The sequence below is a fragment of the Deinococcus fonticola genome (genome assembly GCF_004634215.1).
GTDB lineage: Bacteria > Deinococcota > Deinococci > Deinococcales > Deinococcaceae > Deinococcus > Deinococcus fonticola.
Window position 1 is genome coordinate 1 of the sequence record NZ_SMMH01000015.1, and the last position, 13,902, is coordinate 13,902.

Below are 13,902 nucleotides of genomic sequence, written 5' to 3' on the forward strand. Positions count from 1 at the left end.
GCCAGGTGGGCCAGATCCAGATCCTTTGGGAAAGCGGAAGAAGAAATCTCCCGACCTCATCACTCTGCTGGAAGTCGGCTGGACGCTGGTTTTACGCCCTCTCTCATAAAGTTTGTCAGGCCGTCAGCCCTGCTCACGTTTGCTGCCCTGCTCACCCTGACCAGCACCGCCAGCGCCCGCACCTGGGACGAAATCAAGAAGTCCGGCACCATCAAGATCGCCACCGAGGGGGCCTTTCCTCCGTTCAACGTGCTGAACGGCAAGAAGCTGAGCGGTTTTGAAGTCGACCTGGCCAACGCCCTGGCCAAGCAGATGAACCTGAAAGTGAACTGGGTGACCGCACCCTTCGACGGCCTCTTGATCGGCCTGCAACAGGGGCGTTACGACTTCGTGATCGCCAGCCACGGCATTACGCCCGAACGCGCCAAAGCCGTGGACTTCAGTCACCCGCACTACTGCACCGGCGGCACGGTCGTTTCCAAGATGGGCGGCCCCAAGACCGCCGATGATCTGAACGGCAAGAAAGTCGCTGTGCAGGTCGGCACCACTTACCTGGAGAACGTGCAGAAACTTCCGGGCGTGAAGGCCGTCGTGTTCCCCAAGGACACCGACGCCCAGACCGCCCTGATGATGGGCCGCGCCGACGCCTGGGTGGGCGACAAGTTCACCGGCCTCGACCTGATCAAAGCACAGAAAGGCAAACTGCAACAGGGCGACATGCTGTACTCCGAGAAGATCGCCATGGCCGTCAAAAAAGGCAACAGCAGCCTGCTGAAGGAACTGAACGCCGAACTCGCCAAAGCGCAGAGCAACGGCGCCTACGCCAAGATCAGCAACCAGTATTTCAAGCAGGACATCCGCTGCAAGTAAGGTGAGAGAGCACCAATCGTCCACCTCGTGACTTGAGGTGGGCGGTATTTTTGCGCATGCCCGACGGCTGAAATGTTGCGGCTTTGAATCGTATTCGATGCCTTCGAGAAGAACGTCCGAATTCACTCCACGCTATTCAAGACCGTCATTTCTTCTGCTGGCGTCCGCTCGGAAAACAGAAGACGATTCACCTTGTGTTTTTAAAGTCGTCAGGGCTATCGGCCGGCGACTTCCACAATCGCCTCGATTTCCACGCTGATGCCGCGTGGCAGCGACCCCATCCCCACAGCGGAACGGGCATGTCTGCCCGCCTCACCGAACACCTCCACGAACAGGTTCGAACACCCGTTGATGACTTCCGGATGCTCCCCGAATTCCGGCGTGGCGTTCACCATGCCCAGAACCTTGACAATGCGCCGGACGCGGCTGAGGTCGCCCAGTTCCTGTTTCATCACGGCAATCAGGGTCAGGCCCACCTGCCGGGCGTCCGCCTGCGCCTGCGCCACGCTGATCTCGCGGCCTACTTTCAGGTGTGGGGCCTCCGGCGTTCCCGGCCCTTTTCCTGCCAGAAAAAGCAGGTTCCCCGTCTGCACGGCATGAACGTAACTGCCCAGCGGCGGCCCCACTTCAGGCAGGGTCAACTTCAATTCCTTCAGGCGGTCTTCGGGTGTCGGCATATTCACTCCTTGGGGTGGGTTTGAAGCTTTAACGTATCGCGACCGGGGCGCGTGGACTGGCAGAAACGCCCGGGAACTCGCAAACTGAAGGCATGGACAACCTTCAGAAGCACGTCATCGTCACCGGAGCAGCCCGCGGCATCGGGCGGGCCATCGCAGAACTGTACGCCGAGCGCGGCCATCAGGTACTGAGCGTCGACCTCAATCTGCCCCCGACCCTGAAAGGCCAGCGCCGCCTGAAAGCCGACATCAGCACCGCCGCCGGACGCAACCGCATCGTGCGGGCCGCGCATGAGCTGGGGCAGGTGACGGTGCTGGTCAACAACGCCGCCTACCAGAACGCGCACGGCAGCGTCTTGAACGTCTCGGAACGCGGCTGGGCCAGAACCCTGAACGTGAACCTGACCGCGCCCCTGCTCCTGACCCGCGCCCTGGTGCCGCTGATGCCGCACGGCTCGGCAGTGGTCAATGTGGCCAGCGTGCAGGGCCTGCTCGCCGAGCAGAACAACGCCGCGTACAACGCCAGCAAGGGCGGCCTGGTGAACCTGACCCGCGCCATGGCCCTCGACCTGGCCCCGCACGGGCTGCGCGTGAATGCTGTGGCCCCCGGCGCCATCAGCACCGAAGCGGTACTGGAAGCCATCGAGTCCAGCGACCACCCGGCCCAGACCCGCCAGGACTACGAGGACTTGCACGCCCTGCGCCGCCTCGGCACGCCCCGCGAAGTCGCGCAGGCGGTGTACTTTCTCGGCAGTCCCGAAGCCAGCTTCCTGACCGGAGTCATTTTGCCGGTCGACGGCGGCATGACCGCCAGTTTCATGATGGCGGGACGCCCGGTTTAGGGGAGCCGAAGGCTAGCGTCGGCGTGGGCGTCTGGGGCTGCGATGCTCGCCTTCACGCTGTTGAGCAGATGATCCAGCGCCCTGATTCCGGCCTGGCCCCTGCTGGTTTCTTTGCTGGTATTGCCCACCATTCCTGCTCGCAGTGCGCGGCTCATTCAGGCCGTTGCCGGAACCGCGCCCCTGCTTTTCCTGAATGTTCCTGTCGATCAGGTGTTCTTCCCTGGTGAAGGGCGGGTGCAAGTGCTGGGGCAGGCCGCGCCGCACCTGCTTCCAGCGTTCGCGCTGCTCGGGGATCAGCAGCACCAGATTCTTGCCGCCGCGTCCAGCGCGGGCCGTGCGCCCCGACCGGTGCACATGATCCTCGGAGGTGCTGGCGACATCGGCGTGAATGACCAACCGCACTTCCGGCAGGTCAATCCCGCGCCCCGCGATGTCGGTGGCGACCAGCACCCGCGCTTTTCCTTCCCGCAGGCTGGTCATCACTGCCTCGCGTTTCTTCTGATCCATGTTGCCCTGCAAGGCCACGACGTTCTCGCCGGGCAGCAGGCGGCCCAGCGCCTCGGCGCGCCGTTTCGCCAGGGCCTTGGTACGGCAGAACACCACCGCGCAGCCGCCCGGCTCGGCCAGCGCCAGCCGGATCTCGTCAGCAGCGTGTTTCAGGAGTTCGTCCCGGGTGCTGTCTACCGCCAGGTGCTCGGCCCGGCCCTCGCCCGCCGCCGCGATTTCCCCGGCAGCCAGCGGTTTTTCCTTCGCGGGCGGTTCGATGTCGATTCGCACCGGCTGACGCAGCACGCGCGACGCCACCGCCCGCACCTCGTCGGGGAAGGTGGCCGACGCCAGCGCCACCTGCACTTCACCCCCCTGTCCATTCGAAGCTGCCTGCGCCCGCGCCTGGTTCACGATCCATTCCACGTCCTTCAGGAAGCCCAGCGACAGCAACTCGTCCGCCTCGTCCAGCACCAGGTAACGCACGAACTGAAGCTGCAACTCGTTCTTGCCGATCAGGTCTTTCAGGCGGCCCGGCGTGCCGCTCACCACGCCCTTGCCGCTCGCCTCGCGTTTCGTCTCGCCGGGCGTGATGCCGCCCGTGATGCGCCCGGCAGGCATCCCCAGTTCCCGCGCCACGTCCCGGATTTGCACCGCCAGTTCACGGGTGGGGGAGACGATCAGCACCTCCGGCGTCATGCCCCGCGACTTCGCCTGCGTGCCGATGCCCCGCGCCGCCGCCGGAATCAGGAACGCCAGCGTCTTCCCGCTTCCTGTGCGGGCCGTCGCAATCACGTCATGCCCTGCCAGCAGTTGAGGAACAGCCAGTTCCTGAACCGGCGTGGGGGTGCGCCCCGCCAGCATCTGTCGCCACTCGGACGGGTCACTCAACTTCATGAGGGGGGCAGGAGCCACTTCAGGTGCTTTCTGACGGGGCGCATTGCCTTGCGGTCTGGCTTTCTGAGCGGGCTTCTCCTGCCGGCTCTGGCGAGTCTCTGTTCTGGTGCTCTCGCGCCTCGGCTGGCGGGGTTCCGCGCTCCGTTCTCCTTGCTTCGGTTGGCCGGCACGCGGTGCACGCTCCGGGCGGTTCCCGGACGTGTTCACCGTTTCTGCCTGCCAGTCGCCGGACTCACCGAAGGCCATACGAACCTCCGGCCCCGGCGCAGGCCGCTGTTGCGGGCCACGGTTGGGCCGCCCATCCCGGCGACCATTCTGGTTGGCCTGATTCTGAGGGCGCTGCTGGCTGTTCTGCCCGGTAGTCGCGTTCCTGTTTCTGTTGCGGTCGTTACGGTCGTCTCTCGTCATGTGAACTCCTGCCCCACGTGACCTGAACCGCAAGGGATAACTACTTTGAATGTCGGTGTCAAGCGGGCCGCCCCTTCAGGCAGGGAGCCAATGCCGGCCCGGCAATGCAAAGCAGTGTAACAGCCCAACATGAACCTGCCTTCAGACAGGCCACCGCCGTACACTGGACGTATGTCGGAACCTGCTTTCCAGCGCATGAGTGCCGAGGAATACCTGCGAACCGAGCGCGACAGTCCCGTGAAACGCGAGTTCGTGGACGGGTTCGTGTATCCCCTACATGTCCAGGCCGGAGCGAGCAAGACGCACACGCGCCTGACTCTGCGAATCGGTTCCATGCTGGAGAACCTGGCGACAGAGCGAGGGTGCCGCCCTTACGTCTCCGATATGAAACTCATGGCTTCGGCCTGGCGCACCTTCTACTACCCCGACGTGATGGTTTGCTGCGGCCCGGATAACCCGGAACAGGACTTCGAGGTCGACGCCTGCCTGCTGACCAAGGTGCTGTCGCCCAGCACGGCGGCGCATGACCGTACCGGGAAATTTGCTGCTTACACCGCCCTGCCGGGCCTGCAAACGTATCTGCTGGTCGAGCAGACTCAGCCGCGCATCTACGCCTATCAGCGCACGGAAGGCGGCTGGGAACTCACCGAGTACGAATCCGGCGAGATTCCACTGCCGTGCCTTGACGCGGGTTTGAATGTGGAGCGCGTCTACCGTGGGCTTGTCCTGACCTGAACGGTTTCAGCATGGGTCACCATTGAACGCCGGGTAGAGTGGTGTCCTATGGGTGGCTCTCCCTGGTGGTAAGTGGCTGGCGACTGAAAAAAGCTCCCGCCTGTCGTGGGCGGGAGCTTTCCGTTTGGTATTGGCGTCAGTTGAGTGATCCGGCGCTGAACTGGAACCCACCGTCACTGTAGTCCACGTTCAGGACGCTGCCGTCGGGAACCTTGCCCTGAAGGATTTCTCTGGCCAGCGGCGTTTCCACGTAGTTGCTGATGGCGCGTTTCAGCGGCCTTGCGCCGTAGGCGGGGTCGTACCCCAGTTCCGCGAGTTTATCTTTGGCCCCGTCGCTGAGGTGCAGCGTGACGCGGCGTTCCTGGAGGCGTTTGCGCAGGCTCGACAGTTGAATGTCCACGATCTGGTGCAGGTCTTTCTGCGTCAGGGCATCGAACACGATGATGTCGTCCACGCGGTTCAGGAATTCGGGGCGGAATTCGCTGCGCAGTTCCTCCAGTACGGCGTTCTTGATCGCCTCAGCGTCCTCGCCTCTGTGCTGCATGTCCAGAATCAGGGGGCTGCCGATATTGCTGGTCATGATGATCAGGGTGTTGCGGAAGTCCACCGTGCGGCCCTGACCGTCGGTGAGGCGGCCATCGTCCAGCACTTGCAGCAGGACATTGAACACGTCCGGGTGGGCTTTCTCGATCTCGTCGAAGAGAATGACGGCGTAGGGGCGGCGGCGCACCGCTTCGGTGAGTTGACCACCTTCCTCGAAGCCCACGTATCCGGGAGGGGCACCGATCAGGCGGGCCACCGTATGTTTCTCCATGTACTCGGACATATCGATGCGCACCATCGCGTCGGTACTGTCGAACAGGAATTCGGCGAGGGCTTTCGCAAGTTCGGTTTTGCCCACGCCCGACGGCCCCAGGAACATGAAGCTGCCCAGCGGGCGGTTGGGGTCGTTCAGGCCCGCGCGGGCGCGGCGGATGGCGTCCGAGACGCTGACGATGGCCCGATCCTGCCCGATCACGCGCTTGTGCAGTTGTTCTTCCAGGCGCATGAGCTTCTCGCGTTCGCCTTCCATCAGTTTGGACACCGGGATGCCCGTCCAGCGGCTCACCACCGACGCCACGTCCTCCTCGGTGACCTGGGTGTGGGCAAATTCGGCGTTCTTCAGCTTGGCTTCCATGTCGTGAACGTCTTTTTCCAGCGCGGGCAGTTCGCCGTACTCCAGCTTGGCGGCAGCTTCCAGGTCGTAATCGCGCTTGGCCCGCTCGATCTGGGTGCGCACGGAGTCCAGTTTCTCGCGCTTGTCACGCAGGGCCGCCACGTCCCCCCGCTCGGCTTCCCAGCGGCTGCGCACCTCGTTCAGCTCGTCCGTAATGGTCTTTAGCTGGTTGTCGATGTCCAGCAGGCGGTTCTGGCTGTCGGCGTCCTTCTCTTTGCGCAGGGCCTCGCGCTCGATTTCCAGTTGCAGTTTGCGGCGCGACAGTTGGTCGATGCGCTCCGGGCTGCTTTCCAGCGCCATGCGCAGGCGGGCAGCGGACTCGTCGATCAGGTCGATGGCCTTGTCCGGCAGTTGCCTGTCCGTGATGTAACGGTTGCTCAGTTGCGCAGCAGCCACCAGCGCCGGGTCGGTGATTTCCACGTTGTGGTGCGTCTGGTACTTCTCCTTGATGCCGCGCAGAATCGAGATGGTGTCCTCTACGCTGGGTTCATCGACAAACACCGGTTGGAAACGACGCTCCAGGGCGGGGTCTTTCTCGATTTCGCGGTACTCGTCCAGGGTGGTCGCGCCGATCATGTGCAGTTCACCACGGGCCAGCGCGGGTTTCAGCATGTTCCCCGCGTCCGGTGAACCCTCGGTTTTGCCCGCGCCCACGATGGTGTGCAGCTCGTCGATAAACAGGATGATCTCGCCCGCCGACTGCACCACCTCGTCCACCACGCCTTTCAGGCGTTCCTCGAACTCGCCGCGGAACTTGGCCCCCGCCAGCAGGCTGCCCATGTTCAGGCTGACGATCTTCTTGTTCTTCAGGCCTTCCGGCACGTCGCCTTTCACGATGCGCATGGCCAGGCCCTCAGCAATGGCGGTCTTGCCCACGCCGGGCTCACCGATCAGGACCGGGTTGTTCTTGGTGCGGCGCAGCAGAATTTGCATGGTGCGGCGGATTTCCTCGTCGCGGCCGATCACGGGGTCGAATTTGCCGTCTTTGGCGCGTTGCGTGAGGTCGACGCCGTACTTGGCGAGGGCATCGAATTGCTGTTCGGAAGTTTTGTTCGTCACGGTTTTCCCCTTGCGTTGCTCGGTGATGGCCCTGTTCAGGCTGCTTTCGTCGGGCAGGCCGCGCCCGCGGTACTCGCCGCGCAGGGCCAGCAGCAGCGCGTCGGCGGCCACGAAACTGTCGCCCATCTGGCCCGCGATGGTGTCGGCCTTCTGGAAAGCGCGGTTCAGCGCCGGGTCGAGGTACAGTTGCCCGTCCGTTCCCTGCACTTTCGGCAGTTTGGCGATTTCGGCGTCCAGTGCGGCCCTGGCTTCGTTCAGGTTCCCGCCGGCCTGGGTTATGGCGCGGGCGGCGGTGTCGTTGTCCAGCAGGGCGCGCAGCAGGTGAAAGTGCGTCAGGTTCTGGTTGCGGTTCTGCTGCGCCAGCGTCTGCGCCGCGTTGATGGCGGTGGCGCTCGCCTCGGTAAAGCGTTCAGGATTCAAAGTGAAAACCTCCAGAGGGAGAGGGATGATCTAACTACCCCTATTCTGGAAGTTGAGTGTGGTATTGTCAAGTTTATTGAGGGTTAAGAAAGGTGGTCAGGGTGACGAAAGGCGCTTGACTTCACCAGTCCAAAGCGTATCGAGATATTCACGCATACCGGGACAATGTGAAGTCAAGGCCAGCATTGCTGCTTCTCCTTTTGTCTCGTGATAGTCAGCAAGTACATGAAGAACTTCTCGCTGCATGGGGTTCAAGGACTCGGGCGTCAGGCTCCCAATTGGCTCGAACGTCAGGTGTAGAATGGCTTTTTCGATCCAGTAACTACCGTATTCCTGAATTCGAAGTTGCTCAGCGAGAAGTGGAGCTAGTGATTCGGCGCGTTTTCCAACCTGATCGAGAGCAATTGCAGAAGGAACCACTGAACTGACGGGCAGCACCTCTGGCCCTAAAAGCTCATCAAGTGCCTTATTCTCCATCAACACATCCTTGAGGGTCGTAATAACGCTGTCAGGGACATGGTTTCTTAAGGCTTCGGCTAGCACGAGCGCCAGCATCCAACGCAAGGCCTGTGAAGTTTGCTCATCGTGAAGTTTCACAAGGTCATCCCAAGCGCTGGTTGGAACTTCCTCATCCTTTAAAAGCTCCGCCAGGTGCATCCCAACTGCCACGCATTGACGCTCGTCCGGCAGCGTTGAAACAATTTCTTTAAGGCGTTCGGAAGCAAGTCGCTGGTTATACAGTGCCAATACGTTGAAATAGCGGCCCGCCGCAATTGCCACCGCAAGGTTGGTGTCATTAAGGAGTGGTGTAAATAGAGAATCAAGTCCCAGAAGTCGTTGCTGTAAAGCTAGCCAGTCTGGTGGGTAATACCCCTCGTCCCAGGCGAAGGCGCGAAAGTCCTTCATGCTGTGGAGCACCTGATGAAGGATGTTCAAGAGTTCAGGTCGATGCACTTCCGGCCCATTGAGAACCAACCATAGCCAAAAGGGCAGCACCGGTAAAAAAACCTCGTCTGGGGCAATACCCTGATGAAAAATACTGTTCGATAAATCATCTAGTGCTTCTGCTCCGGCCCTGAAGTCCTCGGAAGCAACTTGGCGGAGTAAAGTCGGAACATTTTCGGCAGAGCCATAGGAATGCCGATATGAACTCCAATCCACCTCATCCAATTCGCTGAGGGGCCGAATCCAATCCCTGTTCATTACTTCAGTTCGCCTGCGACGAGTTCCATCATGCCCTGGCCGGTGGCTTTCTGCCCTTGCCAGGTTCCCTGGACTTGAATTGGGCCTTCCCAGTAGGCCACGCGGGTGCCGTAACTCAGGAGTTCCTGCGGGTCGTTCACGGCGTTCACGTTCAGGTCGAACTCGTCGGCTTTCACCTGCCATGACAGGACGTACTGCCGGCCAGTTGCGCTCGTCCAGATGCGGCCCGGCATCATGCTGACATTCGTGGCGGCGCGGGCCACGCCCGCCTTATCGACGATGCTGCCGAAGGTCTGCACCGGCTGGCCGTCCATGGTGGTCACGCGGTACAGCATCAGGTCGTCGCCGTTGCCCATGTGAACGCTCATCCAGTCCCAGCGCGCCTGTTTACCGGCCTGCATGCCGCCCCATTGGTGATCCAGCCACGCCACGCCCTGTACGGGTTTGTTGTTGATGGTGCCGCTGAGGCCCAGGCGCGTGATGCTCTGGTAGTACATGGCCCCCGTGAGTTCCGGCACGCCGCTGTAACCGGGCGGGTGGATGACCGGGGGTTTCTGCGGCACGAAGTTCAGCACGAGCGGCCCGGCATTGAGCTTGAAGTCGTTGCCCACCTGCTCGAATGTCCACTCGCCGTCACGCAATTTCAGGGGCGGAAAGGAGGCCTTGCCCGTCCAGGGGTTCGGGGAGGCATTTTTCTCGATGAACGTGACCTTGCCCGTGTTCAGATCCGTCACGGCGATATGCGAGAAGAACACGTCCGTCGGGATTTCCGGCGGGGCGACCTTGAATTCTGCCCAGTGGAACGCCAGCTTCTGCTCGGGCAGGTAACCGCTGACATACCACCATTCCATGAAATCGCCGTGCGGGCCGAAATCCGTGGCCGACGGTTGAATGTCCTTGTTGAAGGAAGGCTGAAGGCGAGGCGCACACCCGGCCAGCAGCAAGGCCGTGCAGATCAGCAGCGGTTTCATGCCTCCAGGGTAAAGCAGCCTGGGGGGCGTACCGTATCGATTCGGTGAAGCGGGCGCTGTCCTGCCGGCAAAGCAGGATGTGTCCGGAACAGCTGGCCGGTTCGCTACTACAGAACGCGGGCCGATGAACCTGCCGTCCACCGACCCGCCTCCGCTGGAGAGGAGTTTATTCCTCGGTTTTCTCGGTGTCGCCCATGTTGGTGCTGGGGGGATCGCTGGCATCCATGCTCTGCGCGACGGCCACGTCCTGCTTGTCCATTCCCTTTTGCTCGGGGTCGGCGGCCACCTTGGCGGCCTGGCTTTCCATGCGCACGGTGGTGTTCAGGTCGCGTTTCTCGTCGTTGTTGCCCATGAACTGCAGGTCGACGTTGCTGACTTCCTCTTCGGTCTTGATGGGTTTGCCTTCCATGCCTTCACGCTAGCAGGGGGAACTTGAACCGCGCCTGAGCCATTCCTTCATGTGACCGGCGTTCACGGCCGCGGGCTTCAGGGGGCGATTTGCAGGACACTCTGGTTGCCACGCAGCACATACACCAGGATGCCGCTGCCGGCCAGCACGCCGCTCATGCGTTCGAGTTCGCGCACGGCGTCGGGCAGGCCCCCCCACTGCCGCCGGGGGTTCTCGCCGGGTTCCAGGTAAAACCCTTCCGGCAGAGCGATGATGCTGACGCGGCTGGCCTGGGCGCGGGCGTACATGGCCTGCCTGATCAGGTCGGCCCCGGCGCGGCCCGTGATGATGATCAGGTTGCCGCCGGCGCGGGTGGGCGGAATGACCGGGGGCAGGGTATTGGGCTGGATGCGGGCCAGCACTTGCAGCGCGGCGTGCAGACTGGCCTCGCCCCGGCCCGTCGGGGACTGCTGCCCCGTGGTAGCGACCGCCACGGGCAACTCCAGTTCCCCGGCCTCGCGGATCAGGCTGGCGGCCAGGCGCACGGCACTTTCCACGTACACGTCCGAATTGCCGAACACGTCCACGAACACCGTGAGGCTGCTGGCCGCCATGCGCTCCAGTTCCCGCACCATCAGGGTGTCGGTGCGGGCCGACAGCTTCCAGTGCACGCGCCCCGGCGGGTCGCCGTACACGTACTCCCTGGCCCCGCGCAGGCTGATGGCGTCCTCCAGGCCCAGCGAGCGCGTCAGCGTCCCTTCGCTGAGCAGGGGTCGCAGCAGGTCGGGCAATGTCAGGCCGTGCGTGCCGGGGTACACCTCCAGCCGGGTGTCGGGGCTGACCTTCAGGCTGCGCCAGAACAGGCCCAGCGGGTCGGCCCAGCGAACGGTGGCCCCGGGCCAGGAGTACACCCCGCGTTTTTTCAGGGTCAGGTTCGTCGAGAGTTCACTGCTCCTGTCGCCCAGCAGCAGCAGTTTTCCTGCCAGGGGCGCTTCTGGAATCAGCGAGAGGGGCAGCTCGTCTTCCCACACCACGCGCATGGGCAGGTGGCTGCGCAGGCGCAGAGTCACGTGCAGGGGAACGCGCCCGCCCGTGAACCCGGCCGGCGGCACTGAACGGGTCAGGCTGACCTGTGGCGGGCGGCGGTAGGCGGCCCACACCGCCGCCGTCACCACGCCCAGCAACACCAGCCACCACAGGGCCGTCACGCCTGCGTCACGGCCTGGCGGCGCCGGTTTCCACCGGCACGGGCACGCGCGTCAGCACCTCCTGCACCACGCCCTCGCCGTTCAGGCCCTGGAGCCGCGCCTCGATCTTCAGAGACAGGCGGTGTGGCAACACCCCGGCGGCGGCCTGCTGCACGTCGTCCGGCGTCACAAACGGGCGCCCGCCGAGCCACGCCAGGGCCTGCGCCGCGCCCTGCAGGGCCAGGCTGGCGCGTGGCCCGCCGCCCAGCGTCACCATCGGGTGCTCGCGGGTGGCGGCGCTCAGGGACGCCATGTAGCGCCGGGTGTCCGCGGCCACGAACACCCCGCGCACGTCACGCTGCGCGGCCAGCAGTTCCTCCGGGCCTGTCACCGCGCCCAGCGACTCGATGGGGTGCTGTCCCTGCAGGCGGCCCAGCATCTCCACCTCGTCCTCCAGGGTCGGGTACCCCACCGAGAGTTTCAGCAGGAAACGGTCAAGCTGCGCTTCCGGCAGGCGGTAGGTGCCCTCGTGCTCCACCGGGTTTTGCGTGGCGATCACCACGAAAGGCCGCGCCAGCCGGTGCGTCACGCCGGATTCGGTGACCTGCCCTTCGCCCATGGCCTCCAGCAGCGCCGACTGGGTCTTGGGCGTGGCGCGGTTGATCTCGTCGGCCAGCAGCAGACCCGTGAAAATCGGGCCGGGCATGAACTCGAAGGACGCCGGGCCCGGGCGGTAGATGCTGACGCCCGTCACGTCGCTGGGCAGCAGGTCCGGCGTGAACTGCACGCGCGTGAACTTCAGGCCCAGACTGGCCGCCAGGGCGCGGGCCAGCATGGTCTTGCCGGTGCCGGGGGCGTCTTCGAGCAGCACGTGCCCGCCCGCCAGGATGCCCGCCAGTGCCAGCCGCGTGACGGCCTCCTTGCCCACCAGCACCTGCGCCACGTTGTCCAGCACGCGCTGCCCGAACACCTGCCCGCGGGGATGCGGCCCGGTTACTCCCTGCTCTGTCATGGTCGTCATGTCAACTCCTGAGAAAGGTTCTGTTCCTGCGGTTCGTTAGGTTCATTGAAGGGGTAACGGGCGGCCAGGTCGGTCAGTTCGCGCGCCGCCTGTTCGGCCTGCGCCGCGTCGTGCTCGCTGACGCGCCCACCGTACCGCACCGGCTGGTACAGCGCCGTCAGCAGGCCCAGTGCCGGGGCGAAGGCCGCCTGAGCCGCGCTCACCCGCGCGGCATAGCGGGCCGGGGTTTCACTGCCCAGCCGCGCCCAGCCGTGCTGCGTGAGGGCCTCCAGCGCCGAGCGGTAGGCCAGGCGCACCCGGTGCCCGCTCAGGGCGTCTGCCGGCACCGGCATGCTGTCCGCCGTGGCCTCTTGCGGTTCCAGCTCCAGGTTTTTTTCCTGCGGCTGGCGTAAGGCCCAGCGCACTGCCAGAACGACCACCACCGCCTGAATGGCCAGCACGATCCAGAAGAAGAGACTGACGGCGTCCATCACCATGGGCACAGAGCGGATCTGCTCGAAAGCCTCCTTCCGCAGCTTCAATGCTGAACCCAGATCGCCTCCGGAGGCGCCGTCCACTGCGGGCACCCCGGCATCCGGTGAACTGGAAAAGATGAAAAACAGGGCCACATTCAACAGGATGGCCGCCGCCATCAGCAGTTCCAGCAGGGTCGGCTTCCGCCGCTGGCCACCCCGTAAGCCGAGCAGGCGGTAACCCAGCGCCAACAGCAGCAGGGCGCCCAGCAGCAGGGGCAATTCCAGCGGCGGCATGGAGAAGCCCCGGCTTTTCTCCAGCGTGTAGGCCACACCACCGGCCTTTCCCCCAGTGGCCTCCGCTGCCGCGCCCTGGGTGGGCTCCTCGCGTTTCACTGGAGGTTGCTGAGGCAGCGGCGAGGACTGGGCCACAGGTGCCTGGGTCGCCCCACCATTTCCCCGGGGCAACAGGAAAGAGAAGCCGAGCACCGCCACCAGGCCGGCCACCAGCCAGGCCCCGTAAAGCCGGTGATTCGTCTCCGCTGCCGGCCCTTCGGGCTCGCGGTACAGCGGCCGGTCATCCGGACTCTCTCTGAAAAGTGCCCCGCCTGCCAAGGCCACCACCGACAGCGGATGAGGCGCCATCAGCGCCACTCCGGCCGTTAACAGCAGTCCCTTCCGGCTGCCGCCGGCCAGCATGTTTGCCGCCCAGTGCAGCAACGCCACGTTCAGGAGGGCCAGCAGGTACTCCCAGCGCACCTGCCGGTAAAGATCGAGGGCGCCCGTACCGGCGGAGAGGATTCGGAGCACTTCGGGAAGAACCGCTGCGCCGACCACCAGCAGTCCCAGCAGCAGCCGCGCTTCGCCGCCGCGTTCACTGGCGGCACTGGCCCCGAACACCAGGCACAGCAGCAGCAGCGCCCACCACGGCAGTATTCCGGCCAGGGCCAACGGCAAAGCCGCCACCCCGAACCGGCGCAGCGCCCCCAGCCAGTCACGCAGCCAGTCACGTTGCGCCCGGTCAGGCGGCCTCCCGGGTGATGGGCCAGAAGAGGGGGAAAAGGTCATGT

At 64.1% G+C, this 13,902-nt stretch carries 12 protein-coding genes; 3 read left to right on the plus strand and 9 right to left on the minus strand.

The features are described from left to right. Window positions 1-105: 105 nt before the first annotated feature. Window positions 106-870 carry an ABC transporter substrate-binding protein gene (locus E5Z01_RS10295; RefSeq protein WP_420810842.1) on the plus strand — a complete coding sequence of 255 codons (765 nt, stop codon included), beginning with the start codon at window positions 106-108 and terminating at the stop codon, window positions 868-870. Between the two features lie 215 nt (window positions 871-1,085). Here the strand turns inward: E5Z01_RS10295 and E5Z01_RS10300 are convergent, their stop codons facing one another. Next, window positions 1,086-1,547, minus strand: coding sequence for a RidA family protein (locus E5Z01_RS10300; protein WP_135229282.1), 462 nt, complete (start codon window positions 1,545-1,547; stop codon window positions 1,086-1,088). Window positions 1,548-1,639: 92 nt separating this feature from the next. Between E5Z01_RS10300 and E5Z01_RS10305 the strand changes: the two genes are divergently transcribed. Beyond that, window positions 1,640-2,389, plus strand: coding sequence for an SDR family NAD(P)-dependent oxidoreductase (locus E5Z01_RS10305; RefSeq protein ID WP_135229283.1), 750 nt, complete (start codon window positions 1,640-1,642; stop codon window positions 2,387-2,389). A gap of 12 nt (window positions 2,390-2,401) precedes the next feature. Here E5Z01_RS10305 and E5Z01_RS10310 read toward each other — a convergent pair whose 3' ends face one another. Beyond that, window positions 2,402-4,180, minus strand: coding sequence for a DEAD/DEAH box helicase (locus E5Z01_RS10310; protein WP_240738289.1), 1,779 nt, complete (start codon window positions 4,178-4,180; stop codon window positions 2,402-2,404). Between the two features lie 171 nt (window positions 4,181-4,351). Between E5Z01_RS10310 and E5Z01_RS10315 the strand changes: the two genes are divergently transcribed. Then, entirely contained in the window at window positions 4,352-4,915 is a 564-nt protein-coding gene (locus E5Z01_RS10315; protein ID WP_135229284.1) for a Uma2 family endonuclease, read from the plus strand. A gap of 136 nt (window positions 4,916-5,051) precedes the next feature. On the opposite strand, the gene clpB is transcribed toward E5Z01_RS10315, so the two are convergent. From clpB to E5Z01_RS10350, 7 genes are all read right to left on the minus strand, one after another. Further along, the gene (clpB, locus tag E5Z01_RS10320; protein ID WP_167757865.1) at window positions 5,052-7,610 is read right to left on the minus strand and encodes an ATP-dependent chaperone ClpB; all 2,559 of its coding nucleotides are present in this window, start codon (window positions 7,608-7,610) and stop codon (window positions 5,052-5,054) included. Between the two features lie 96 nt (window positions 7,611-7,706). Further along, window positions 7,707-8,813: a hypothetical protein gene (locus E5Z01_RS10325; protein WP_135229286.1), complete on the minus strand. Its 1,107-nt coding sequence runs from the start codon at window positions 8,811-8,813 to the stop codon at window positions 7,707-7,709. Then, entirely contained in the window at window positions 8,813-9,784 is a 972-nt protein-coding gene (locus tag E5Z01_RS10330; RefSeq protein WP_135229287.1) for a lipocalin family protein, read from the minus strand. Before E5Z01_RS10330 ends, E5Z01_RS10325 begins: the two co-directional genes overlap by 1 nt. A gap of 166 nt (window positions 9,785-9,950) precedes the next feature. After that, window positions 9,951-10,193: an M-like protein gene (locus tag E5Z01_RS10335; RefSeq protein ID WP_135229288.1), complete on the minus strand. Its 243-nt coding sequence runs from the start codon at window positions 10,191-10,193 to the stop codon at window positions 9,951-9,953. A gap of 77 nt (window positions 10,194-10,270) precedes the next feature. Then, entirely contained in the window at window positions 10,271-11,380 is a 1,110-nt protein-coding gene (locus tag E5Z01_RS10340; protein ID WP_240738290.1) for a DUF58 domain-containing protein, read from the minus strand. A gap of 7 nt (window positions 11,381-11,387) precedes the next feature. Next, on the minus strand, window positions 11,388-12,380 hold the full coding sequence (locus tag E5Z01_RS10345) for an AAA family ATPase (protein WP_135229289.1): 993 nt from the start codon (window positions 12,378-12,380) through the stop codon (window positions 11,388-11,390). After that, window positions 12,377-13,900, minus strand: coding sequence for a DUF4129 domain-containing protein (locus tag E5Z01_RS10350; RefSeq protein ID WP_135229290.1), 1,524 nt, complete (start codon window positions 13,898-13,900; stop codon window positions 12,377-12,379). The genes E5Z01_RS10345 and E5Z01_RS10350 overlap by 4 nt, the downstream gene beginning before the upstream one ends. Between the last annotated feature and the right edge of the window lie 2 nt (window positions 13,901-13,902).